Genomic DNA, 24,230 nt, shown 5'->3' on the forward strand with positions numbered 1-24,230 from the left:
GAGGGATACACCGTATCCGTGTCAAGCGGATACACCGTATTCACATCCGAGGTCATCGCGGATACGCTGTGCCCATGACCCCCAGCGACACGACCTCCCCCGAGGTCGAACGGACCCGCCACCAGATCCTGGAGGCGGCCGGCGAGATCATCTCCACGGAGGAGTTCGACGCCCTCTCCATGCGCAGGGTCGCCACGACGGCAGGTGTGTCGCTGTCCACGGTGATCCGGCACTTCGGCACCAAGGACGCCCTGCTCGCGGCGCTGGTCGCCCATGGCGACGACGACGTCGAACGGGTCGACAAGCGGCGGCAGATCGACCAGGGCGACATCGGCGCGGCGGTCGGCGTGGTCGTGGACGACTACGAGGAGGCCGGGGACCAGCTGCTCCACATGCTGGCGCAGGAGCACCGATTCCCGGCGCTGGCCACGCTGCTGGACGTGGGGCGGCGCGGCCACCGGGAGTGGGTCCGATGGGCGTTCGCTCCGCAGCTCCGCCTCCGCACCGGAGCTCGACGGACGCAGCTGGAGGACCTCCTGGTGGTCGGCACCGACGTCTACACGTGGAAGCTTCTGCGGCGCGACCGGGGCCACAGCGCGAAGGCCACGACCGCCGCGATGACTGCGCTGTGCGAGGCAGTCGCGTCATGACCCGGTTCCTGTTCGCGGCGTGGGACGGGGGCGGCACGATCCCGCCCGAGCTCGGCCTAGCCGCTGCGCTCGTCGACCGTGGCCACGAGGTGGTCTTCCTCGCGGACGACACGGTGGAGGACCAGGCGATCGCCGCCGGCGTCGGGTTCACCGAATGGCAGCGAGCCCCGCAGGCGCGCGCCCGGGACACCGAGCGGGCGCTGATCCGGGACTGGGAGGTGCGCAACCCGCTGGCCCAGATCCGCCAGATCGGCGACGGGCTGTTCTTCGGCCCCGCCGAACTGCACGCTGCCGACCTGACCGATGCGATCGCCGTCCACCGCCCCGACGTCCTCGTGGTCGACGCGCTCCTGACCGGGGCGCTCGCGGGAGCGGAGCGCTCGGGTCTGCCGACGGCTGCGGTGGCCCCGAACGTCAACATGCTCCGCGCCGTCGGCGTACCGCCGATCGGGACCGGCCTCCGGCCGATGAGCGGCCCGATCGGCCACCTCCGGGACGAGTCGCTGCACCGGCTCACCGAGGCGCTCATGGGGACGGGCACGCTCAACGACACCCGTCGGTCGCTCGGGCTCCCGCCGGTGAAGTCGCTGGAGGCGGCCATCCGTCGGGCGGACCTGGTCCTGCTGCTGACCAGCGAGGCGTTCGACTTCACGCCGGCGCTGCCGGATCCGCAGGTCGTGTACGGGGGCGTGCCGGTGCCGGCCGACGAGCGGTGCGGCGCAGACTGGTCGCCACCGTGGGAGGACGACGGTCGCCCGTCGATCCTGCTGTCGCTGTCCACGACCTACATGCAGCAGGAGCAGCTGCTCCAGCACCTCGTGGACGCCCTCGGTCGGGTCGACTGCCACGCAGTGGTGACCACGGGGCCGGGGCTGCGCGGCCGGCCCCTGGCGCGGGTGCCGTCGAACGTCCACGTGGTCGAGTCCGCTCCACACGGCGCCGTGCTCCCGCACGTCGACCTCGTCATCACCCACGGCGGGCACGGCACCGTGGTGCGCTCGCTCGGTGCCGGCGTGCCCGTCATGGTCGTTCCCATCAGCCGCGATCAGCCGGACAACGCGGTGCGGGTCGTCCACCACGGCGTCGGTGTGTCGGTCTCCCGGCGCTCGTCGGTCGACAAGTTCGCTGTGGCGATCCACGACGCGCTCGCCGACCCGTCGCTGCGGGCCCAGGCCCGGGGGATGGCGGTGCGCATGGAGCGTGAGAAGAGCTGCTCCCGCGCGATCGAGGCGCTCGAAACACTGTCACGGTGACGGTCACGGAACCTCGCACAGGACATCGGGCGGCCGCCGATTGCTCGGTAGCGTTCTGGGTGTCGGGGGCGACGCTGTTCTCGCTGCTGTCGTCGGAGGAGGTCGACCAGCGGCTGGTGCTCGGCGGGTACCGGCCGCTGGACCTGCTGCTCGGGCGGCTCGGATTTCTGGCGCCGCTCGGTCTGGCGATCGCCGGGTTGTTCAGTGTGCTGATGCTGACCGTGTCGCACCCGTACCGACCTTGGCTGGCGTGGTTGGGGGTGTCGGCGGTGGCGGTGCAGGCGATCCCGTTCGGCCTGGCGGTCGGCGCCGTGGTGCCGAAGGAGCTCGAGGGGACGCTGGTGCTGATCGGCGTGGTCGGCATGCAGCTGGCGGTCGAAACCGACACGCGGTGGCGAAGGTGCTGCCGTTCTACGGGCCACAGCAGCTGATCGAGTCGAGCCTCACGCCGGCCGGCGGCCCGATCCTCTGGCCGCTCCTGCTGACGCTCGGCTACGGCCTGGTGCTCATGGTGATCGCAAGGGCGTTCCTGGGCCATCGGCTGGAGGTGGCGCACTACGCGTCTACGTGACGCGTGTCGGCAGGTCACCTCCTCGCTGCTCGGCGCTGCCATTAGTTGCGACACGCGAGACCCCATCTTGGGTGCGTCGACGCCCGCATCTGTTTCCGTGGGACGTGTGTGCGCCGGCCACAGTCGGCGCCCACGACGTGGGGCGTCGCGGGACACGCAACGTCGACTCCGTCGGCGCCGGACTGCACCCGGCTGCCGGCGGTCCGCCACGGTATCGGCGGACGGCGTCCTGCAGTTCCGGATCGTTGAGCTGACTCAGGGCGTAGACCGCTGCTCGTTCGAGGCCCTCCTTCGACCAGGCGGAGAGTCCGCTCTTGCCTCGGTGCTTGCAGCGGCACTAGTTCTGGCTCTGGCCGTTCTAGTCGATCGACCTCTTAGCGCCGCAGCCGTGGGGTCGTAGCCGGACAGGAGGTCGGCCCGCTGCCTGCACTGGCCAGCCGGACTATGCGGTCACCTGCTACGCCGCCAACCGAGCCAGCGTTAGCGTGGAACGGAACGTCAGGACGAGAGCGGTAAAGCGCGCTGCCCCGTCTTGTCGCTGTGACTGTCACGCCGTGGTCGTAGGATTCGTCGCCAGCTCAGTCCTCGGCGCGCCCGAGGCTGCCGGGCACGAGGCCGTCCGGGTCATCGGGCAGAGACGGCTTGAGTTCCGCCCCAGGAGAAGCCAGCGCCAACATCGGCGCACCAGCCCTGGAGCGACCATGCACCCGACTCCCGAGTCGAGCTACGCTCACGAACGTCTGTTCGATCCCGTCGCACTCACCCGAGGTCCGTACGATTCCGAGTTTCAACGATGTAGTTTGGCGCCCATGACCGGGGAACGATTCAGCGTCGCTGGGCTGTTCGCCGGCATCGGGGGCATCGAGCGAGGCCTCGGCCTGCACGGTGGCGAGGCCGAACTGCTCTGCGAGTACTGGGACCCCGCCCACCGCGTGCTCGAGGCGCGGTTCTCCGGCGTGCCCCTGGTGGAGGACGTCCGAGATCTTCGCTCGCTACCCAAGGTCGACCTCGTGTCCGCGGGATTCCCCTGCACCGACCTTTCCCAGGCGGGCCGGATGGATGGCATCAACGGGCGTGCGTCCGGGCTCGTCGGCGAGGTCTTCCGCCTGATCCGACGCCCGCGTGCTCCGATGCTGATGCTCGAGAACGTGAGGAACATGCTGGTCCTCGACGGCGGCGCAGCCATGCACTACCTCGTCGACGAGCTGGAGGCGCTCGGCTACCGCTGGGCCTACCGTCTCGTCGACTCGCGATTCACTGGCGTGCCCCAGCGCCGCCAGCGCGTGATCTTCCTGGCATCTCGGACGATCGATCCCCGAGCGGTGCTCTTCGCTGATGACGAGGGCGAACCGGGCCCGGAGTGGTTCGCCGACAACACGTCCGGCTTCTACTGGACCGAGGGTCTCCGAGGGTTGGGGTGGGCGCGAGACGCCGTTCCCACTCTCAAGGGCGGCTCGACAATCGGCATTCCATCGCAGCCCGCGATCTGGAACCCGTCCGCACCGTTGGGTCAGCGAATCGTCTTGCCGGTGGTCGAGGAGGCCGAACAGATGCAGGGCTTCCCGGCCAGATGGACGGAGCCAGCTGACGAAGGTCCGGGCCGCAAGGGTCCCCGGTGGAAGCTGACCGGCAACGCCGTGACCGTGGGCGTCTCCGCGTGGGTGGGCCGTCGGCTTCGGAACCCAGGCGATCCGATACTCGACGGTCAGCCACTGCGCTCCGGTGATCGCTGGCCGACCGCGGCGTTCGGCGCAAAGGGCAAGGCGTGGGCCGTCGACGTCTCGTTGTGGCCGACCCGCGAGCCGTACACGCATCTCCACGAGATCGTCGACCTCGAGTCGGCCCAGCCGCTGTCCGCCCGGGCGACCGCGGGGTTCCTGTCCCGCACCGAACGCGGGAGCCTTCGATTCGTAGACGGCTTCATCGACGACGTCGCCGAGCACGCCGCCTACATGGCGGAGGAGCTGTCCGTCGCCTGAGCAGCGACGACCGACGCGCCCTCCCGCCTCGTCAGCGGAGATCCGGGCTCGCATGCAACGGCAGGCGCGGAGAGACACAGCAGCCGAGATGGCAGTTCGCCGCGAGGTGTGGAGGCGCGGTCTCCGGTACCGCGTCGACACAGCGCCGATTCCTGGGCTCCGCCGTCGCGCCGACCTTGTGTTCACCAAGGCGCATGTTGCGGTGTATGTGGACGGCTGCTTCTGGCACCGGTGCCCGATTCATGCCACCTCGCCGAAGGCGAACAGTGAGTGGTGGAGGGAGAAGCTCGACGCCAACGTGCGCCGGGATCGCGACACGGACCGCCGACTCGCCCAAGCCGGATGGTCTGTCGTTCGTGTCTGGGAACACGAGGACGCAGCGGTTGCGGCCGACCGGATCGAGGCCGTCGTTCGCTGATGATGGCGGAGCGGGTCCCCGGGGCTCATTCGCGGGTCACCTACGCTCCGAGCGATGGAGGGGCCCGCGATCCTGGTCGAAGCGCTGCGCGACGCGACCATCAAAGACAAGTACGGGAATCGCTGGCAGTACCACTCCCGCAGCGATCGTCACTCCAAGGTCGCATGTTGGGGAATCGGTCTCGACCTGCTCACCAAGTCGGCCCTCCTGCGGCGACACGTGGCCGACGGCAAGGTCATCCTCGGCGTCAACCACACGATGCGGGACTTCGGCACCGGGCGGAAGAAGGATCTCGACCTGGTACTCGCCCGACCTGACGGGGAGCCGGACCGACGGGTGACGTTCGGTCAACTCGCCGAGCGATACACGATCCCGCTCACGTCGGCCCAGAGGGCGATGCTCGACGCGCTACCCGAGCTTCCGGTCGCTCCAGTAGGTGCCGTCCTCGTCGCCCTCGAGGCCAAGGCCACGATGACAGCGCACATCCGAGCGCTCCCTCGCCTGTACGACGAACTCAACTCGTCCCACCTCTGCGTACACGGCGCGAGTCGCCAGGCGCTCGCGATCGGCTTCGCCATCATCAACGCGTCGTCCCGGTTCGCGTCGTCGGACATGAACAAGTTCGATCTCACTTCGGCCAACCGGGTCTTCACCGAGGAGCCGCAGCCGCGGTCGCTGGTTCGCACGCTGGAGAAGCTCGTCGAGATGCCGCGTCGTTCGAACACCCGTGAGACCGGCTTCGACGGCGTGGGCGTCGTCGTCATCGACGGAGCGAACGGTGGCTCGCCGTTCAAGCTCGTGACCGCCCCGCCGGCACCGCAACCCGGCGAGCCCTTCCACTACGACGGCATGATCACCCGGATGGCGAACGAGTACGACACCAGCTTTTCGTCGATCTGACGTGCGCCCGGGAAGGTGAGTCGACTCACCACGGTTGGCGTGTACCCTTCCGCTTGGTCACGCAGCGGACTCGGTCGGTTGAAGTAGCTCTCCGTCTTGGACGGTCACCTGCGGATGTCGGCGACGAAGCGAAGCGGCCTCCACGAACCCGTGGCACCAGTGCCACCGCTTTCAGGAGATTGACATGCCATTTGATTTCGAAAACGCGGACTTCGTCGCGGACAAGCTTGAGGCCGAGCTCCTTCCGCACCAGGAGATCCGAGAGGCCTTCCACAACGAGATGGAGGCTGTGACCCGTCGGGCTGTTGAGAAGCTTGACGCTGGGGATCCGTACCGGCCATGGATTCGCGTCGGCGTCGACTGGACGACCATCGACGCAGAGGTCGCCCAGGGGATTGACCCCGTCTGGCGCCTGTCCGTCATGGGGAATGGCGACGGAATGACCCGCGAAGAGGTGCAGAGGTACGCGAAGACGCTCGCCGTGTCGGGCGCGAACAACAACCAGGCCAAGGGCGGGAACCAGGGCATGGGGCTCAAGATCTCCGGCCCGACCCGTCATCCCGCTGGCGTGTCGATCCGAACCCTCCGCGACGGCGAGGCGACTATGTGCCGGCTGGGGCGAGACCCCCATAACGGCTACGACTTCCTGCCCATCGGGGCCAACGGTGAGCGCACCGTCGACATCTCGAGGCACGCCGAGCGCCTCTTCCCATCTGAGATCCTCGAAGCTGGGTCGGGGACGGTCGTGACCTTTCATGGCAAGGAAGGAGTCGAAGACACGCTTCTCGGCCAGCCATCGAACTGGGTCGAGAAGTACCTCAACACCCGGTACGGAATCCTGGACCCGAACATCGACATCAAGGCAGACGTGCCCGTCGGCCAGGGCCGATCCAACGTTGTTACGGGGTCAGCGGTCAACCAGGACATGATCTCGGGGAGGTCCAAGGACCCCGACACCATGTACTTCAAGCCGTCGGCGATCCGTGGAACCTGTGCCGTGTGGACCGATGCCTCGGACTGGCTCCGCACTCACGACACCCTTCCGTATGAGACGCACGGGACCGTCGACTGCGCAGGAGACCCCCTGCTCAACGTGCCAGCGGCCCGCGTCCATTTCTGGTGCTTCCCGGTCGACCGGGTGAAGGGAGCGCCTGACGTGACGAGCCGCACCGCAGGTCCAGGCCGGATCACCGTCATGTACCAGGGAGAGCTTCACGACTGGCGCGAGGGAATCGGGTCGAATGCGCTCTTCGCTCGCTTCGGCATCGTGTTCGGCAAGTCGAGGGTCTCGCTGATCATCGAGCCGGTGGGTGGCTACGACGAGGTCGACTCGGACTTCGCGCGCGCACACGTCATGCTGGCGAAGAGCAAGACCCAGGTCATGGAGAACGACGAAGCGCTCATGACCTGGTCCCGACAGTTCAAGGAGCAGCTTCCGGACGCCGTGAAGGCCGTCATCGCCGAGGCCCGTGAGGAATCGCTGGGCGACCAGACCGTGACTGCCGAGGTGATGAAGCGGATCGCCGAGATGCTCAAGCGCCTCCGGCCGCAGAAGTACCGCCGCCGAGCCGGCGGCAGCGTCCGAGCTTCGGGATCAGCGCCGGGCGCAGGAATTGGCCGGTCAACCGGAACGGGCACGTCCACCTCGACACCTTCGGGCGGGCCCCCCACGGGCCCGGGCCGTGACCCCCTGCTCGGGCTGCTCGATGACAACGGCGACGAGTCTGAGCCGGCCGAGAACCCACCACTCAACCTGAACGTGGAGTGGAAGTCGGAGGCATGGATCAACGAGCAGGCGATCGTCGGTGGACATGACGTGACCGATCGCGCCGCTGCCCTCATCGGTGAGAGCGCCTCGAGCGCAGGGCTCCTCGCACTCAACGAGGACTTCCGTGGCTTCACGCGATTCGTGGACGAGATCGACTCCGAGATGAACCCCGATGGTGATGACGACTTGCGTCGCATCATCGAAGGCAAGTGCCGCGAGTACACCTTGCAGAAGATGATCGAAGCGGTACTCGGCGTGCGGCAGCTTGAGAACGGCAACCAGTGGATGGCAAACGAGATCCAGACGGCTCTCGGACCGACCGCCCTGACGACCGCCTTCATGGCCGACCGCTACCACACCTGGCAGTCGGTCAAGCGGGTCGTGGGCTCGAAGGCCCAGCAGTTCAAGGCGGCCGCCTCGTAACTCTGTCGCGACTGGCGAGGGGGCCGCGCGTCCTCTCGCCGTCGCGGCGCTTTGTCCCTGGGCCTGAGCGGTCCGGTACCTGATCGGCCGTCGGGGCTCCGCCGGGCTCCAAGATCGTGACCCCAGCACGTCTGCTATCCCGCCGAGGGTCGAGCCCACGGTGTTGCGGATCGGCGCAGGCCGACGTCACGTTCCGGCCAACCTGGCCGGTCGGCGCCGAACCCCGCGTACCTCGATCGAACGAATCGATCACCTGGTCCGGCGCTAGGCTGCGCGATCGGAGGCGAGCCATGACCGTATGGGGACTGACAGCCGAGCTCAGGGCACAGAGGCCGTGGGGTCTCGATGAGGCGATGCTCGCCCCCGGCAAGGTCGTGACGGATCCAATCCATCACGACATCCATCTGTCGAGGCTCGAAGTAGCTCTGCTCAACAGCAAACCATTGCAGCGTCTGCGTCGCGTACGCCAGCTGGGCACCTCCAATCTCGTCTACCCGGGAGCGACCCACAGCAGGCTGTCGCACTCGCTGGGGGCTCTTCACGTCTCGCAGCGGATTCTCGACGTGGTGGAGGCCCAGCGATCGGGACCTCACCCGACCCGCGATCTATTCGAGGAATGGGCAGCTTCTGGCGACCGCGACTTCCCGTACGAGAAGCGGCTCGCCGAGTCCATCGTGCTGGGTCGCCTTGGCGGTCTCCTTCACGACCTGTGTCACATTCCGTTCGGCCACACCCTTGAGGACGACCTCGAGCTTCTCGCCCCTCACGATGAGAATGAGGAACGGTTCGACAGATTGTGGAGCCAGTTCCCCGAGGACATCCGAGCACCGATCGACGCCGGCGGGCTCCTGGACGCGCTGAAGCCCCTGATCCTCTCGAAGGCGGACCCGTTCAGCGACGACACCTACGAGGAGTTGCCGCCGTTCTCGGACCGACCGCCGGAGTTGCGATACCCGTTCGTCCGCGATGTGGTGGGCAACACGATCTGCGCTGACCTGATCGACTACCTCCAGCGCGACCACTACATGACCGGACTGCCGGCGAGCCTCGGCCATCGATTCCTTGATGGCTTCTACGTTGCACCGTCTGGCAGCTGGAGTGCAGAGCGGATGGTGATGCGAATCGCGCGTGGGGATCGTGAACGCGCTGACATTGTTACCGAGCTCTTCAAGTATCTCCGGTACCGGTATGAGGAAACCGAACGAGTGTTGGTGCACCACACCAAGCTCGGCGCAGACGCGATGATCGGGAAGCTCCTCGCAATGTGGAGCGATGAACTGCTGATCGCGGAACTGCGGGAGGCGGGCGTAGTCAAGGATCGTGACCTCGAACGTGACATCGACGCCGTCACAGACAGCGTTCAGGACTCCGAAGTGATCGATGCCGCTCGGGCCCGAGTAGCCGGACGCCTAGAGGATCTGTTTCTTGAGCGGGGCGACGACGGCGTGCTGGAGCACATCGCCTCCGAATACAAGGATCCAGCCAATAGCCGGCAGGAGGCGATCCGAGACTTGACCGTCAGCGTCCTGGATCGCAGCATCTTCAAGCTGATTGGCAAGGCCCCTCAGACGGCTGGTCTCGATCGTGAGAAGTTCTTCAATACCTTTGGAAACCCGGCCAAGAAGCGCGAGATCGAGCGACGCGTTGCCCGGTTCGCTGGACTGACTGAGGGTTGGCACCTCCTGCTCTGGATTCCGCACCCGAAGATGCGCCTCAAGCCAGCCGATGTTCTGGTCACATCTGACGGACGAACGATTCAGCCACTCCGCCTTCACGACCGTCATGGCCTACAGGGCGAAGCGATTAGTGAGAGCCATCGAGAGCTCTGGGCTGTTAGCGTGTACGCCTCGTCATCCGTCGCCGCGGATCCTGAGCTTTGTTCGGCGATTCTTGCCGAACTCAGCAAAGAGATGGGCGGCCTTCGGTGGGAGGGCCAGGCGGCGCAGCACGAGGATGCGGAAGCGTCCATCGGAGCATCGATCGGTACGAGTCACAGACTTCCCCAGGATGAGGAGCGACATATTGTTGATTCGCTGCGACAGCGGCGGGTAGCGGCTCTGACCCGGCGTGGAGAGGCGCCCACTGAATCGGAATCCTCTGGCGATCGGACGTACGCAAACCTGCGCGAGCAGGCATTGGCGATCGCCGAGGCTGCGTCCGCAGATCACTTCGCCCTTGGTGCTGTGAATCCTGAGGTCGACGAGGCTCCCGACGAGTCACCTTCTCTGTTCCCCAGCGAGGGAGCGGGGGAGTAGACACGATGTGACTTGGCCCGCGGTGACGCTACGGGAGGTCGACATCGACGTGGCGCGCTCATTGGCGTGTGAGGTGCGTAGCGCTGTTGTCGGCGGGTTCGGCTCACGGCCTCATGCGGTCAGCTTGAAGAAGGTCTGTGAGGCAGGGCTGTTCCGTGTGGTGAGGACCTCAAGGACAGGAGAGCGGGACGCTTACCTCGTCCCCCGTTCGACCGCCGGGTTCGACGTCGTGGTACGCGACGGAGCCGAGCGGACGAGATCGCTCGCCCGGCGAAGGCTTCGATTCGCTCTGGCTCATGAGGTGGGACACAGCTTCTTCTTCAATCGGCGGATGGTTCCACACGATCGGACGTGCGAGTGGACGGACTCCGAGGAGCTATTCTGCAATCGGTTCGCGAGCGAGCTGCTGGTTCCGAGCGCCGAGGTAGCCGGGCTCCCTTGGACGCCGGGTTCACTCCGCCTAATCCGTGACCAGTACGACGTGTCCTTGCAGGCTGCAGCGATGTCTGCCGTCGCACATCACCCAGGAGCAGTGGCCGTAGCGCTCCGCGAGACTGACCATCCCACCAAGGGGCGTGCGTTGCGGATCGGGTGGAAAGCCGGCGAGCCGTTCGTTCCCGAACACGCCCGACTCGGAAGCCTTGTAGCTGAAGCGGCGTGGGTCAGGGGTACAGCCCAGGGCGTCGAGGAGTTGCGGCTGGGGCATCTCAACGGGCAACTCCACGTCGAGGCAGAGCGCGAGCCGGGCAGCAGCCAAGTGCTTGTACTCATCCGGCCACGAACTCAGCTCGAGCTCGGTCAGATGGAGTTGTTTCCACGGGCCGTCTCGTCAGCGCTGCGGTGAAGCTGGTCCTCGCCCCAGCCCGTCACACCCCTAGAACTTGCCTCACATTTGTCCGCGAGAGTCGTTGAAACGGGAGTTGTACGGGTTAGGACGGGGTGTGCCGCTGGTGTGTTCACGAATTCGCGTACGCATCCCACGCAGCACGGGCCTTGCCCTTGCCCTCGGGGGAGTCCATTGGATCGGAACGAAAAGCTGGCGACATGGGGACCGACTGGCAGATCGGCTAGTTGCGCCACACCGGCATCTGCGCTGGTGAAATGTCAATTGTGTCGTTCCGAGCCTTCCCGCAGGGGTGGTCGAGTCGGTCGGGGGGCAACGTCGGTGTTCAGTCACAGAGGACGGGCTCGTGGGAGCCGGGCTGGCCGGCCTCCGAAGTCCATGGTGGGTCCAGCTGCCCGAGTCCCTGAAGGCCAGGCCCTCCGGGCGGCGCCGCCGGCGCCGGCCTTGACCGACCCTCCGATCCCTGTGCGGGCGCCTTGCCACTCTACGATCGGCGATCGCGGTCAGGCGAGAGCGAGAGGACCAAATGGCGACGACGCTTACGGAGACGGAGACGGTCATCAAGCGTGTGATCCCGTACCTTGTTCGACGGGGCTACGAGATCGAGACTGCCCTCGATTTCGAGACCGCGACTGCGCAGACGGATCGATACACCAAGGGCTACATCGACATCCTCGTCGCGGCAGGGAAGCAACATCCGCAGTTCCTTATCGAGGCGAAGCGCAGGGGCAAGAAGCTGACCAACAAGGACCGGGACCAGGCCCTGGCATACGGCAGGTCACAAGGCGTTCTCTTCGTAATCGTCACGAACGGCTCCGACATCCAAGCCTTCAACACGGAGGACGGTGAGGCCATCAAGCGGGACGGTCGCCTTGTCGGCAAGCTTCCCTCGAAGGCGCAGCTTGGCAAAGTTGTCAACTATCTGAAGGTAAACAGGGACGCCAAAGACGCACCACTCCACGCCGATACCAGTCTCCCATTCTGTCCCGGCTTGCCCCTAACCCAGCTCAATGGGCTCTCTTCTCGCTGCCATAACGCTATTCGGAGCATAGAGAAGGACGAAATCATGGCGTTTGCTGACGTCTCGAAGATCATGTTCCTTATGCCTTTCGGGAGCAACCAGCATTCCCGTGAAGCGTTCCCGCAGTTGGAGACGCCGGCCAGGATGTATGAGACCGAGGAAGCCCGAGAGTCTGTTCGCAAGCACACCGAGACGTTCGCCAACTTCGACGAATGGGGCGAGCGCCGACGGGCACGAAAGGCTGAGGAGGGCATCGCTCACCTTGGCGGACTTCCGTCCAATCTCTGAGTCCCCGAGCTGTCACCCTCATTCAGTCGGGTCCATGCAGTCCGCGGGTGCTGTGTTACAAGGAGCGCACCCAGCCTGCACTAGATGGATGTGTATCGCCGGAGTTCGGCGTAGGCACCTTCTAGCGTCTTCTGCAGCGCCGGGTCTTGGATGTGCTCATACGCCTCCAAGGCGGCAAGGTAGGCCTCCTCGAGGTCCGTCGGGTCCCCAGTCAGCTTGGCATACTCTTCGCCCACCTCGATCCAGGTGTCGAATGCGCCCTTGTCGTCGGGGTATTTCCCTGCGGCCTTCTGCGCCTTCCTGCTTGCTTCTCGCATGATCGCAGCCCGGTCCTCTTTCAGTAGCCCATCGGCCTTCAAGGCTCGCTGCAGGAGAACCCGCACTCGGTATCTCGCCAAGGGAGGATCAGTCCCCGCAGATTCCTCGGCGGCATCGATCTCGTTGTCTGCATCGCCAAACCGGCCTTGCGCCAGCAGCTCGCCAATAAGCCGATGACGCGGAATGCGTTGGTCAGGAGCGCGTTCGATTATTCTTCGCAGCAGCTTCAGGCGCGCATCTCGATCTGTAAGGGAACAGACCCCGAAGTCGTAGTCGCACACTTGCCTTAGAATGGCTCGCTCCAGGTCACTGATGGGATTCACGGTCTCGATCACGGCAGATAGAAGGTCCTCGCGCTCGGCATCGTCGGAAAACTTGTACTTGGCGATCGTGCGAGCGATCTCCGAATGGCGAGTGCACCATCCGTAGAGGCCTAATGAAGGCTTTATATCAAACTCCTCGACTACCTGGTCAAGGCTATTCAGTACCGAGGAAATTGGCACTCCCTCAAGCCCCAAGAGTCGGACACAGAGTTGCCGATGCGCCTGAGCGCCGGTGGCTTCGATTAGACAAACATTGCGGTACACATCTTGTGCTCGTTTGTCCAATTCTGCAAACTCGACAAGGAGCAGGTACTCCAAGTCTTCGTTGCCGAATATGTTCATCAGGCAGACGTACATGTCAGCCTTGCATCGCAAGCGAAGGCGTTGCTCTTGGTCCTGCCGATTCAGCCGCGCAAATGAAGAGTCGACCAGCTTCATGAGTTCGCCACGCTCGCCGACGAGATTCAAGAGGCGGCCAATCTCGACCGTGGACAGGCGGGACAGGAGAATCGGCTCGCCGCCACTGAACACGGCCGGGGACTTGATGCGCCCGTTCCATTCCGCACTGTTAGCCGTCAGGAGGATCTGAAGACCCGTACCCTCCCGCTGGTGGAGCTTGTTCATGAGCTTGTTTGCCTGCGACAAGAACGGGGGGCAATTGTCGATGAGCAGCACGCCCCGATCGCCCGCTTCACGAAGTCGAGAATCGGCTTCCAGCCATGCAAAGTGCTGCAGGGGGAAGTTCGCGCGATGCTCCCAGACCTGGTAGCCCTCGGCGGCGAGAGTGCTGACGAGTCGCCGTGCGGCAGTCGTCTTGCCTACACCTCCTGCGCCCACGATCGTTGTGACCAGATTACCGCCTCGGAGCGACTCCAGCGCTGGGTTCTCTAGGTCTCGGGCGAATGTGTAGCCCGCTCGGATATCTGCATAGGAGGCGGGTCCACCCTTGAAGAGCCGGCGGACATTGGGCTCAAGCTCTTCTGCGTGTCTAGGAGATGTAGTCGAAGGCCAGATCCTGCTGGGCAGAACGCTGACATCATCGCCGAGGTCCGGAACCGGAAGGTCATCTGATGTCGAGTCGGTGCTGTCCAGCAGGGCTTGGATGAACTCATCGATTCCTGCGAAGCATACCGAGGCCCCCCGATCCTCGATGAGACCAGCCCGATCGATGTCGTGGTCGTACAGCGTGACGAACACTCGGCCCGTCGCACCGCGCGATTTGGTGAGATCGATAGCTAGGTCAACGAGGTCCTTTAGGTGTCGATCTGCCAGCGACTGCCCCAGAATCAGGGTATTGCGGGTCTGAAGCTGAAGGCTGAGGTGGCTGAAGATGGTCTCTCGGTACTCGCGGTACTGCTCGTAGTCGGAGTAGGTGAGAGTCATGCCCGTGGAGTCACCATCGACTACATCTTGGGTGACACACCCGTGAATCTTAAACAGTGGCGTAGATTCGGGATCGTCAACACGCGCATACTCGAAGTTCGAGCGAACCGGTGCCAGCGGCTTGCCGGCCCTCTTGTAGACAGTCTCGACAAGCAGATCGAAATTGGTCGTATAGATCTCGCGCCACGGGAACTGGGGCAGCGCCAGAAGACCGGTAGTCGGCTCCAGGTTCCTCAGTTTGTCCCGAACGAGGTCGACCACGGGCTTACGGCCATGCCGTCGAACAAGGATACTTGCGACTTCAGTCAGATCGCCGTCGACTTCCCCTCCACCGAGGGAGTCGGAGAGAGCATCTGCAAGCTGCCTTCCAGTCGGTGCGCCAGACGGCACTGATGCGCCCGCTCCCAAAATCAACGATGTAGCCCGAGGATCGATCGCGCTGACGAGCTGAGTCACATCTAGCATTCTCCACTCCCCTTCAGAAGGAGCCATTGTAATCGTCTTAGGGCGAGTGGACCGCTCCTATGTCGGCCTAGGACTGAAGTCGCCACTCTGGGTTCGGTCGGATCGATCCACCGACGTGAACACCCAGGCTCACGGGTTGAGGTCAGGCGCAGCCGCCAGAAGCCGGCCCGGGGCAGCGGCCTTTGGCGGTGTGGCGCGACGCCCAGGTGCGACCGTGTCAGGTCCGTGGCGCTAACGAGCGCAACTCGGTGGAACTCAAGAACGGATGCAAGGAGCGTTGCGCCATGTTGTGAGTCTCATGTCGTTGTCGTGGCGTTCGAAACCGTCGAGCACACGTCTGAACACCAATCTGACCACGTGCCGAGAACGCTCCTACTTGACGGGTTCCGGCCGGTCTGAACAGAGCCCGAGCGGAGAGTCGAACTCCGGACCTGCTGTTTACAAGACAGCTGCTCTGCCAGCTGAGCTACTCGGGCGGCGCCCGGGCGTTTGCCCGGGAGCGACATCGCGGATTGTACGCACCCTGCGGCATGCGCCGGGCGGGAGCACCGCTCTCTGCGCAGAAACAGCCGGGCTGAACGGCTCATTCGCCGCTGCGCTTCCTCCAGTCGGCCCTCGGCGGTGCCGATCCCTTCCCAGATCGACGTTGCGCGACCTGCGACCGACACCGCCGAAGGGATCACCGCCATGAGCCGTTGGGGCAACAGCCGAGAGCTGACCAAGAGCAGCTACGACCTGGTCAAGCAGAATCCGGAGATGAACCGCTACGCGGTCAAGGCTGCCGTCGCCGGTGCGGTCATCGGCGGGATCGGCTCGCTCGTCGGCGTCGTGCTCCTCGCCGTGGGCGACGCCGCCCTCGACGGCTCCAAGACCGTCCTCGGCATCGTCGCCATGATCCTCGGTGCGATCGCCGTGGTCGGCGCGGTCATCGCCGGCCTCACCGCTGCGAACCTCCAACTGGCGGCGCTCGTGAGCGCCACCGACGACGTCCTCCACGGTCGCCCGCTCGACCACGACGCCGCCCGCTCCGCCGCGCACGCCAAGCTCGGCACGCTGGTCCGCTGGTCGGCCATCTCGGTGGCGGTCGGCGCGCTCGTCGGCTTCATCCGGGGTGACAGCGACAACGGCATCGTCGTCCAGATCGTCCGGACCCTCCTCGCCGGCATCGTCGCCAGTCTCTGGGCGATCGTCACGACCCTCGTCCTGCCGATCATCGTCCTCGAGCAGGTCGGCACGGTCGCCGCCATCAAGCGCTCCGCCAGCATCATCCGCGGCACCTGGGGCGAGTCGGTGTTCGGCACCGTCCGCATCGGTGCCCGGTTCGGACTGGTGTTCGCCCTGCCCGGGACACTGCTCCTCGCCGGTGGCATCGCCCTCGGCCTGATCGTCCGCAGCACGCCCGCGATCGCCGCCGGTGCGGTGCTCGCCGTCGTCGGCGTCGGCCTCATCTTCATCGGCGCCGTGAAGGCCGCCACCTGCCGCAACGTGTTCGGCATCGCCCTCTACCGCTGGGCCACCGGCGACGGCGCCCTCGGCCCGTTCACCGACGCCGATCTCCGCGGTGCCGTGCGCACCCGTGGTGGTTCCCCGGCAGCCGCCGACGAGGTCGCTGCGGCCGCCTGACGAGACGCCAGGGCGGCGGGCCATCCGTCGGCGCCGGATGCCGACCCATCGGCAGCGCCAGCATGTCCGGCCTCTGACGTGCGCCCGAGCCCCCGAGAGCGGCTCAGCGTGAGGTTCGACGCCCGCTCCGGACGCCGCCGTAGATGGCGGTCCTGTTCAGGACGTCCATCAGCACCCGTTGCGCGGCCCAGCGCGGCACCCGGAACGCCGACCCGTTCGGCTGGTGGATGACCATCCCGTCGTCCTGCAGGCCCACGATCGACCCCCAGCGGTACTTCGGCGGGGTGAACGAGACGAGCTTGGTCGACCCGCGCTCGGCGCGGCGGATGTTGCGGACCACGACTCGGTACCCGAAGTTGCGCGCCGAGCTGCGCGCCGGATCGCTCGCCGCCACGTCGCCGACCGCGTAGATGTCGCGGTGACTCTGCACCCGCAGATGCTCGTCAACCATTACGAACCCGTGCTCGTCCAGCATCTCCCGGGGCAGGAAGCCCGAGTTGGGCTGCACGTCGCCGATCGACCACAGCACCAGGTCCGCGACGAAGGGTTCCTGGCCGGTGGTCCACTCGACGGGCGCCGTCGTGAGCCGATCGGTCGGCGATCCGGCGGGCACCGACGCTCGATGCCCCGGGTGGAGGTGGACGCCGGCCTCGGCGAGCTCTCGGATCAGGCGTCGACGGGTCTTCGGGTGGTAGCCGGGCAGCGGCTCGTCCTGGGCGTAGAACAGGTGGACATCGAGACCGGCCCGGCGCTTGGCCAGGTTGTACGCCGAGCTCACCCCGGTCGGGCCACCGCCGATGATCGCGATCGAGCTGGCGCGATCGATCGATGTCGCGACCTCGGTGATCCCCGCCTCGACCGCTGCGAGGTCCTCCACCTCGCTGCGCCGCCAGAACCCGTTCGTCGTGCCCGAGGCGATCACCGCCACGTCGTAGGGCAGCGAGACGAGCGCACCGCCGGCGTCGGCGACCTCGACGAGCTTCGCGTCGGTGTCGAGCGCCTTCACGGCGCCGTGCACGGTGCGCACGCGGTCGAGACGGCGGAACCGGTCGAGCGGGGTCAGGTAGTTGCGACGCCACAGATCAGGGTCGGCCAGGCGGGTGCCGAGCTCCTGACCGCTGACCAGCGCCGGCTTCGTCGAGACGCCGACCACGTCGAACGATCGTCCCAGGTGCGTCGCCACGAGCACGCCGGTGTCGCCCATCCCGATCACGACGACGCGGGTTCGTCCGTACGTCGAACGTCGTGGCAGCACGGCAGCCAGTATCGCCCGCGCCGCTCGGCTCGGCGGCGACGAGTGCTCGTCGGCGTGTCGCCGTGGCGACCGACCAGATCCGCCGGATCCATCGCGCCGATGGCCGTACGGCGGCCGACCGCCCGACTGAGGGCCGTGTCTCGCCGGTTCGCGGTGAAGGTGGGTTGCGCCACCGGCGGGAACCTTCGCTCCCTCAGCAGACCACCGTGCCGATCGAGCCGTAGCCGCCCACGCCGCCGGGCAGCGCCTTGAGGAACTGCCCCGGCGCGGGCGGGCAGTTGGGGGGCGGGACCGGTTGCGGCGGGACCCAGCTGAACTCGCCGTTCCCGACGACGTGCAGATCACCGAGGTCGACGGTGACGCTGCCCTGGACCGTCTTGCGCTTGTCGACGTTGTCCGACGGGGTGAACGCATTGGACGGGAACTGAACGGCGGTCTTGCCGGTGCCCGGTACGTACGAGAACCCGACGGGCTGACCGGTCACCTTGTCCTTGATCGACCAGGCGATCGACGCGTTCGGGTCGCCGATGTTGATGTTCGTCGGGACGGCGAAGAAGCGGATCGTGTCGTCCTCACCGCCGTAGCCGGCCGAGCTGCCGACCAGCCTGATCAAGGGCAGCGGCGCGATGTCGGCGTAGACGGCGAGGTTGCCGCCACGGTCGGCGAACCGCACGTTGCTCAGCGCAAGGTGCGTCCCGGGCACCAGGCCGTCGAGCGAGGGCAGGCCGATGCTGCCGATGCTGTTGTTCACCAGCGGCGCCACGATGGAACTCGCGATCTCGTCCAGCAGGTCGGTCACCGACGTGATGCCCGAGCCGCCGTTGCCGCCCGTCCCACGACCGCAGAACCCGTACGACAGGAAGTAGGAGGTCTCGTAGTTCACCTGGCAGCCGCCCGTGACCTGCAGGTCGATGATCGGCGAGTCGAACACCGGCTTCACCGACCGAGCCGCAGGGTCGAACGTCAGGCCGATGTTCGTGTACGCCGCGACCGAGTAGGAGATCGCGCTCGGCGCCTCGGGCGCCGTCCGCAGCGCCACCCGGACGTCCGGTGCCACGACCGGCGCCGTCGGTCGCTCGTTCAGCCCCTGCGGGCTCGTCACTCCGAGCACCATCGGTGCGACCTCCGGTCTCGTGGTCAGCGAGAACCCGCTGATCGGCAGCGCGAAGTCCTTGATGTCCGCCAGGCCGTTGGTGGTCTGCGAGAACGACGGTCCCTGCGCCAGGGCGCGCAACGCCAGGTTGATGAGGCGCGGATCGACCACGATCCCCAGTCCGGCGGCCGTGCCGGTCGTGTCGCGGTGGGACACGACGAGGTCCTCGAGCTTGGTCGTCACCGTCGGGGAGAACACGTTGGGGAACCGCGCGAACAGCTGCGTGCCGATCGGTTGCACCGTGTTCGACGCCAACGAAGCGTCGGCCACCACCTCGACGCCGTTGCGGCCGATCAGGCTCTGGTCGCCGCTGCACCCGGGCGGCGCCCCCGATGCGCTGCACCACGCGTTGTCGATGTTGCCGATGTGCGGCCGTATGACAGCTCCACCCGTCGAGGAGTTCCCGATGCTGATCGGGTCGATCGTCAGGTTCGGGAGGTACGTGTCGAGGTCCAGGCCGGACATCAGCTTGGTGATCGTCCCGCCGTCCCCGAGCGCGTCGTCGAGCGCGCCGTTGACGCCGTCCTCGACCGACCCCGGCGCCTTCCCGGCGACGATCAGGAAGCCGAGGACGCACGGCGTCAGCAGCCAGTCGTACCAGGGCATGTCGAGGTTCGTGTCCGGCTCGGTCCGCACCTTGAACCGGGGGAGGATGCCGGTACCGAAGCCCGCCGAGTCGGCCCAGATGTCGGCGGTCGACTCGAACTCGACGTCGAGGGTCAGCCCGAAGCACGGCGTCCCGAGGAACTGCAGGCCGACATCCGCGTGACCTTCCCCGCTGATGAGCGCCTCGAGCGCGCCCACCGCGCCAAGCGGCTCGTCGGTCACCTCGGGGAAGGAGGTGTGCGGGTCGACGAACCGCAGGTCGACGTCGGCCTCGGGCCGGACGGCGTTGCTGCCCCAGACCGTGATCGCGTAGTAGTTCGAGAGGACGCCGTCGAGCTGGTCGGACAGGGCTCCCACGACCTTCGACTCGAGCAAGCCGCCGACCGCCGCTTCGACGTCGTCGGCCGGAAGGCCGTTGGTGTCGGTCACGGCGTTCGGGTTCCCGTTGCCCGGGTCGGGTGAGATCGTCGCGAACGCACCGACCGAGTGCGTGATCGCACCGCTCCGGGTCACCGGGTCCTGGCCGATGTGCACCGTCGATCGATCGGCACCGGCGAAGAACTGCGGCCCCGACTGGGTCAGCAGCGGCTCGAACGCCTCACCGCCGAGCCGGAAGTAGAAGTCGTTCTCGATGACCTCGGCGATGAGCTGGAAGCCCGGCTCGGTCGGCGGGATCGGGATCCAGCCGTCGAAGTACCCGCGGTTCGAACCCCTGCCGTCGTTCGCGTAGCAGTAGAGGTTGCCCTCGACGGGGAACACCTGGCGCTCGTCGGCGGCGGTCCCGCCGACCGGGCGGAGGTGGAAGATCGGATAGAGCGCCCGCACCGGGAAGCCCTTGTTGACGTCCTGGACGTCGACCTGGACACGCATCTGCCACGTGGAACCCGACCCCCGGAACTCCACGCCGCGCGTGCCGTTTATCGTGTTCTCGCCGACCGGCTCCAGGGTGAAGTTGGCGAAGACCTGGTCGAGGCGGAGCGAGTACTTGGCGAACACGTCGTGCTCGGGCGTGATCAGCTGATCGGGCACGAGCCCTTCCGGCGCAGGCAGGGTGCCGGTGCCGCCGGGCGCGCTGCAGGCGCCGGACGTCGACTCGTACGGAACCGACACGCCGGTCGTCGGGGGCGCCGGGCTGCGCGTGGCGTGGAGCTCCGGGTCGGCCACCAGGGTCTCGGGGAACGCGACCACCGTGTCCAAGAGACCGCCGGCGAACTTCTCCTTCGCCCGCTGGAAGCCGCCGCGGGTGGTCGCGGCGTCCTTGCGGAGCTCGTCCGTGAGCCGGTCCCGGCCCTCGGCCGTTCCCAGGTCGGCCACGACTCGTCTGGCCTCCTCGCGGTACTCGGCGGGGATCGACTCGAGGATCGACGGGTCGGCGATCGCAGCCTGGGCGTCCGGCAGGATCTCGGTGAGCTTCGTCTCGACCTGCTCGTCGGTCATGTTGACGATGTTGGTCGCGTCCGGCGGCGTCTCGGGCGGTGCGCAACTCGCCAGTCCGAATGCTGCGAGCGCGATTCCGAGGACGACGGCGACGGCTCGTCGCGCAGGTACGAGGCCCATGGTGGGTGCCCTCCCTTCCTACGGATCCCCGCAGGGATCGGACGGAACCTACCGAAGTCCGGCACTCCGACGTCGGGGATCCTGATGCCCCGCGACGCGACGCGACCTACCATCCGACCCACAACCGTCGAAGCCGGGGGGCCACATGGGACGGATCCGCAGGTTCTGGGTCGCGCTGGCGGCCGTCGGTGCGACCATCGCGGTGGTCAGCGGGTGCACCGCACCGCCGACCACGCCGCAGCAGCAGGTCGACCAGATCGTGCAGTTCGTGGAGGCGACACGCGGCCACGAGTTCGTGACGCCGCCGGTCGTCGAGTTCCTCTCCGAGTCCGACTTCCGCGCCGAGGTGCTCGCTTCGCTCGACGCCGCCAAGCCCGGCGTCGACGCCGACGAGGTCGCCTTCACCGCCCTCGGCTGGATCCAACCCGGCGTCTCGCTCTGGGAGCAGTACCAGATCGCCTTCGGCGGGGGAGTCGTCGGCTTCTACGACCCGGTCACCGAGGCGCTCAAGGTCCGAGGCACCGACCTCACGCCCTACCGGCGAGAGGTCATCGCCCACGAGCTCACCCACGCCCTCGACGACCAGCTCTTCGACCTGAACGACATCAGCAGCGACGGCCTCATCGACGAGGACTACCTCGCCGCCCTCGTGGCGATCGAGGGCAGCGCCTCCGAGGTGCAGCGCAAGTACTTCGACTCGATGTCCGACCTCGAGCGGTTCCAGGACCTGGCCGAGCAGCTCCAGCTCGGCTCGGACCCCGCGCTCCTCCAGGTGCCGATCACGCTGCTCACCCTCACGAGCGCGCCCTACCTGCGCGGTGCCCTGTTCCAGGACGAGCTCATCGCCGCGCTCGGCAATCCCGCCGGGCCGGACCTGTCGCTCACCCGCTATCCGGAGACGACCGAGCAGGCCTTCGACACCGCCCGCTTCCTCGCCGACGAGCCGGCGGTCCCCGTCGCCACCCCGCCCGCGGGAGGCGCCGCAGTGCGCTCGGGCCCGTTCGGGCAGTTCATGCTCACGCTCCTCCTGCGGGAAGGGCTGGCCCTCGACGCCGTCGACCCGGTCACCGTCGGATGGGCCGGCGACGCCTACGTCACCTGGTCCGACGGCACGACCGACTGCCTGCGCCTCGATACGAAGATGGACAACGCGACGCAGGCCACCGCGCTCGCCGGTGCCCTGTCCACGTGGTCGAGCCGGCACCCCGGCGCCACGATCGAAGCGACGGCACCCGACACAGTCCGCCTCACCTCCTGCGCCGGCTGAGCGCGCGCTGCCGGTTCTCGCCGGCGACGCCGGGCCGGCTGAGGGATCAGCTGGTGCGCTGCCAGAAGCCGACCTGGTCGTCGGCCATCTCGATGGGATCGGTGATGTCGTTGGCCTCGCGGAACTCGTGCACCGCCTGGCGGCAGCCGAGCGGGTGGCCGTAGTCGTCGAGGATGACCCAGCCACCGACCGACAACTTCGGGTACAGGTTGGTGAGCGCGTCCATCGTCGACTGGTAGTAGTCGGCGTCCAGGCGCATGATCGCCAGCTGGTCGATCGGAGCGGTCGGCAGGGACTCGTTGAACCAGCCCTTGATGAACACGACGCGCTCGTCCCAGAGGCCGTAGCGCTCGAAGTTGTCGCGCACCATGTCCGCGCCGGCGGCGAACAGCCCGACCTTCTTCAGGAGCTCGTGCGCGATGACGTCGTCCATGCACGACTCCGCGTCGGGCTCCGGGAGGCCCTCGAACGAATCGGCCAGGATCACCTTCCGATCCGTGGCCCCGTGGATGTCGAGGATGCCCTTCATGAGGATCGACTGACCGCCGCGGAACACGCCCGCCTCGAGCAGGTCGCCCGGCACCCCGTCGGACAGCACCCGCTCCACGCAGGAGTGCACGTTGTCGACGTTGGCCTGCGAACCGAGTGTGTGGGCGGGCAGCAGGTTGCCCTGCACCGTCCAATACAGGTCGGTCGGCGACAGCGCGAGCGCCACCAGGTTCTGGTTGTGGCGGTACTTGTACTTGAGCTGCCGCTTGAACAGCCACATCCTCGCCAGGTCGACCTTGGTCGGTGGCTTCGGGTTGCTGTACAGCGAGTTGCGCAGCGCCGCCTTCAACAGCTCGATGTAGCGCTGCTGCGCATCCTCGAGCGAGACGGTGCCCGTCCGTTCCGAGACGTCGGTCATCGGAGTCCCTCCCTCTGACGTCCACGTCATGCGGTCGTCGGCGCGAGTGTGCCCGAGATGCGCCTGCCTGACAATTGGTCAGTCAGATCGGGTCCCATGGGCCGGTCCTCGAGATGGCTCGTCCGGGACACACGCCCGCTGACGCGACGAGGGGAGCCCGTTCGGGCTCCCCTCGGTCGAGTGTCTCAGTTCGTGACGCCGTGGTCGGCGCCGAGCCGGATCAGGGCAGCGCCGGCGTGATCGTCGTGTTGAAGAAGCTGCCGACGGGACCGGTGCAGCTGTTCGGCACCTCGATGATGCCGCCGACGATGGCCACGCTCGACATCGAGGTCAGCTTGGTCTGGATGGTGGAGCCGACCGGACCGGTCGCCTTCACCTGCAGGCGCACCTGCGGCATCTGGATCTCCTGGCCCGGGATGAACGGACCCGGGACCCGGTACACCAGGTCGGTGCCCTCGACCTTCACGCTCGGCATGCCCGAGCCGGCGTTGATGCTGGACGACAGCACCGTGTCGAGCAGCTGCATGTTGGGCGACAGCGGGAACCGGATGGTCATCCCGACCATCGAGCTCAGGGAGTACCCCGACACCTCGACCGGCGGGATGAACGGGCCCGGCGTCACCATCATGTAGAACTCGCTGCCCTGCGGGGCGCTCGGCGGCGCCGTCACGTTCACCGACGCGGACTGGTTGAACGGGAAGTTCCCCACCGGCGTGAACGCGGTGCAGGCCATCGTGAAGTTGGTCCACACGCCACCCGTCGGCTGCGAGAACGGGATCGTCGTCGAGGTGGTCGTGGTGGTCGTCGTGCCACCGCCTCCACCCGGACCGGCCGGTTCGGGCGCGCACGCCACCCCCACGGCCACGACCGCCGCTGCACAAGCCGCCAGGGCCGCACGCGCCACACCAGACTTCTTCATCATCACCATCGCCATTCTCGATCCCCCCAGATCGCTGAGTCGCGTGACCGTAACACTTGAACGGCACTCAGGAATAGACCCCGC

Annotated in this window: 18 protein-coding genes and 1 tRNA gene; 13 read left to right on the forward strand and 6 right to left on the reverse strand. The window is 66.7% G+C overall.

Annotated features, from left to right (window positions below; genetic code table 11):
- Nucleotides 1–74: 74 nt before the first annotated feature.
- The 11 genes from LH044_RS14415 (at nt 75) to LH044_RS14465 (ending at nt 12,370) form a co-directional block, all read left to right on the forward strand.
- Nucleotides 75–650 (forward strand): TetR/AcrR family transcriptional regulator, encoded by a 576-nt coding sequence (locus tag LH044_RS14415; protein ID WP_227756282.1) that lies wholly within the window; start codon nt 75–77, stop codon nt 648–650.
- Nucleotides 647–1,903, forward strand: coding sequence for a glycosyltransferase (locus LH044_RS14420; protein WP_227756283.1), 1,257 nt, complete (start codon nt 647–649; stop codon nt 1,901–1,903). The genes LH044_RS14415 and LH044_RS14420 overlap by 4 nt, the downstream gene beginning before the upstream one ends.
- 59 nt (nt 1,904–1,962) lie before the next feature.
- Nucleotides 1,963–2,334, forward strand: coding sequence for a hypothetical protein (locus LH044_RS14425; RefSeq protein ID WP_227756284.1), 372 nt, complete (start codon nt 1,963–1,965; stop codon nt 2,332–2,334).
- The gene (locus tag LH044_RS14430; RefSeq protein ID WP_227756285.1) at nt 2,295–2,474 is read left to right on the forward strand and encodes a hypothetical protein; all 180 of its coding nucleotides are present in this window, start codon (nt 2,295–2,297) and stop codon (nt 2,472–2,474) included. Before LH044_RS14425 ends, LH044_RS14430 begins: the two co-directional genes overlap by 40 nt.
- A gap of 809 nt (nt 2,475–3,283) precedes the next feature.
- The gene (locus LH044_RS14435; protein ID WP_227756286.1) at nt 3,284–4,453 is read left to right on the forward strand and encodes a DNA cytosine methyltransferase; all 1,170 of its coding nucleotides are present in this window, start codon (nt 3,284–3,286) and stop codon (nt 4,451–4,453) included.
- Between the two features lie 40 nt (nt 4,454–4,493).
- Complete coding sequence (locus LH044_RS14440; RefSeq protein ID WP_227760110.1) at nt 4,494–4,871, forward strand: very short patch repair endonuclease; 378 nt, start codon at nt 4,494–4,496, stop codon at nt 4,869–4,871.
- Between the two features lie 54 nt (nt 4,872–4,925).
- Nucleotides 4,926–5,771, forward strand: coding sequence for a hypothetical protein (locus tag LH044_RS14445; RefSeq protein ID WP_227756287.1), 846 nt, complete (start codon nt 4,926–4,928; stop codon nt 5,769–5,771).
- 184 nt (nt 5,772–5,955) lie between these two features.
- Complete coding sequence (locus tag LH044_RS14450) at nt 5,956–7,962, forward strand: hypothetical protein (protein WP_227756288.1); 2,007 nt, start codon at nt 5,956–5,958, stop codon at nt 7,960–7,962.
- A gap of 290 nt (nt 7,963–8,252) precedes the next feature.
- Entirely contained in the window at nt 8,253–10,217 is a 1,965-nt protein-coding gene (locus LH044_RS14455) for an HD domain-containing protein (protein ID WP_227756289.1), read from the forward strand.
- Nucleotides 10,218–10,239: 22 nt separating this feature from the next.
- The gene (locus LH044_RS14460; protein WP_227756290.1) at nt 10,240–11,061 is read left to right on the forward strand and encodes an ImmA/IrrE family metallo-endopeptidase; all 822 of its coding nucleotides are present in this window, start codon (nt 10,240–10,242) and stop codon (nt 11,059–11,061) included.
- Nucleotides 11,062–11,587: 526 nt separating this feature from the next.
- Nucleotides 11,588–12,370, forward strand: a complete 783-nt coding sequence (locus LH044_RS14465; RefSeq protein ID WP_227756291.1) for a type I restriction enzyme HsdR N-terminal domain-containing protein — start codon at nt 11,588–11,590, stop codon at nt 12,368–12,370.
- An 80-nt stretch (nt 12,371–12,450) separates the two neighbouring features.
- Here the strand turns inward: LH044_RS14465 and LH044_RS14470 are convergent, their stop codons facing one another.
- Nucleotides 12,451–14,850 (reverse strand): SIR2 family NAD-dependent protein deacylase, encoded by a 2,400-nt coding sequence (locus tag LH044_RS14470; protein WP_227756292.1) that lies wholly within the window; start codon nt 14,848–14,850, stop codon nt 12,451–12,453.
- 412 nt (nt 14,851–15,262) lie between these two features.
- Nucleotides 15,263–15,335, reverse strand: a tRNA-Thr gene (locus LH044_RS14475).
- Between the two features lie 211 nt (nt 15,336–15,546).
- Between LH044_RS14475 and LH044_RS14480 the strand changes: the two genes are divergently transcribed.
- Nucleotides 15,547–16,482, forward strand: coding sequence for a DUF6159 family protein (locus tag LH044_RS14480; RefSeq protein WP_227756293.1), 936 nt, complete (start codon nt 15,547–15,549; stop codon nt 16,480–16,482).
- A gap of 103 nt (nt 16,483–16,585) precedes the next feature.
- On the opposite strand, the gene LH044_RS14485 is transcribed toward LH044_RS14480, so the two are convergent.
- Nucleotides 16,586–17,737 carry an FAD-dependent oxidoreductase gene (locus LH044_RS14485; protein ID WP_227756294.1) on the reverse strand — a complete coding sequence of 384 codons (1,152 nt, stop codon included), beginning with the start codon at nt 17,735–17,737 and terminating at the stop codon, nt 16,586–16,588.
- Nucleotides 17,738–17,930: 193 nt separating this feature from the next.
- Nucleotides 17,931–20,933, reverse strand: a complete 3,003-nt coding sequence (locus tag LH044_RS14490) for a hypothetical protein (protein ID WP_227756295.1) — start codon at nt 20,931–20,933, stop codon at nt 17,931–17,933.
- A gap of 265 nt (nt 20,934–21,198) precedes the next feature.
- Here LH044_RS14490 and LH044_RS14495 point away from each other — a divergent pair, with 265 nt between their 5' ends.
- Complete coding sequence (locus LH044_RS14495) at nt 21,199–22,320, forward strand: hypothetical protein (protein WP_227756296.1); 1,122 nt, start codon at nt 21,199–21,201, stop codon at nt 22,318–22,320.
- A gap of 46 nt (nt 22,321–22,366) precedes the next feature.
- Here the strand turns inward: LH044_RS14495 and LH044_RS14500 are convergent, their stop codons facing one another.
- Entirely contained in the window at nt 22,367–23,227 is an 861-nt protein-coding gene (locus LH044_RS14500) for a TylF/MycF/NovP-related O-methyltransferase (RefSeq protein WP_227756297.1), read from the reverse strand.
- A 220-nt stretch (nt 23,228–23,447) separates the two neighbouring features.
- Nucleotides 23,448–24,161, reverse strand: a complete 714-nt coding sequence (locus tag LH044_RS14505) for a hypothetical protein (protein WP_227756298.1) — start codon at nt 24,159–24,161, stop codon at nt 23,448–23,450.
- Nucleotides 24,162–24,230 lie beyond the last annotated feature (69 nt).

The sequence above is a fragment of the Dermatobacter hominis genome, from assembly GCF_020715685.1.
Lineage (GTDB): Bacteria > Actinomycetota > Acidimicrobiia > Acidimicrobiales > Microtrichaceae > Dermatobacter > Dermatobacter hominis.

Excerpts from the sequence above, each read along its gene's own strand:
- LH044_RS14415 (WP_227756282.1), top strand. The coding sequence starts at position 75 with ATGACCCCCAGCGACACGACCTCCCCCGAGGTCGAACGGACCCGCCAC.
- LH044_RS14420 (WP_227756283.1), top strand. The coding sequence starts at position 647 with ATGACCCGGTTCCTGTTCGCGGCGTGGGACGGGGGCGGCACGATCCCG.
- LH044_RS14435 (WP_227756286.1), top strand. The coding sequence starts at position 3,284 with ATGACCGGGGAACGATTCAGCGTCGCTGGGCTGTTCGCCGGCATCGGG.
- LH044_RS14445 (WP_227756287.1), top strand. The coding sequence starts at position 4,926 with ATGGAGGGGCCCGCGATCCTGGTCGAAGCGCTGCGCGACGCGACCATC.
- LH044_RS14450 (WP_227756288.1), top strand. The coding sequence starts at position 5,956 with ATGCCATTTGATTTCGAAAACGCGGACTTCGTCGCGGACAAGCTTGAG.
- LH044_RS14455 (WP_227756289.1), top strand. The coding sequence starts at position 8,253 with ATGACCGTATGGGGACTGACAGCCGAGCTCAGGGCACAGAGGCCGTGG.
- LH044_RS14465 (WP_227756291.1), top strand. The coding sequence starts at position 11,588 with ATGGCGACGACGCTTACGGAGACGGAGACGGTCATCAAGCGTGTGATC.
- LH044_RS14480 (WP_227756293.1), top strand. The coding sequence starts at position 15,547 with ATGAGCCGTTGGGGCAACAGCCGAGAGCTGACCAAGAGCAGCTACGAC.
- LH044_RS14490 (WP_227756295.1), bottom strand. The coding sequence starts at position 20,933 with ATGACCGACGAGCAGGTCGAGACGAAGCTCACCGAGATCCTGCCGGAC.
- LH044_RS14495 (WP_227756296.1), top strand. The coding sequence starts at position 21,199 with ATGGGACGGATCCGCAGGTTCTGGGTCGCGCTGGCGGCCGTCGGTGCG.
- LH044_RS14500 (WP_227756297.1), bottom strand. The coding sequence starts at position 23,227 with ATGACCGACGTCTCGGAACGGACGGGCACCGTCTCGCTCGAGGATGCG.
- LH044_RS14505 (WP_227756298.1), bottom strand. The coding sequence starts at position 24,161 with ATGGCGATGGTGATGATGAAGAAGTCTGGTGTGGCGCGTGCGGCCCTG.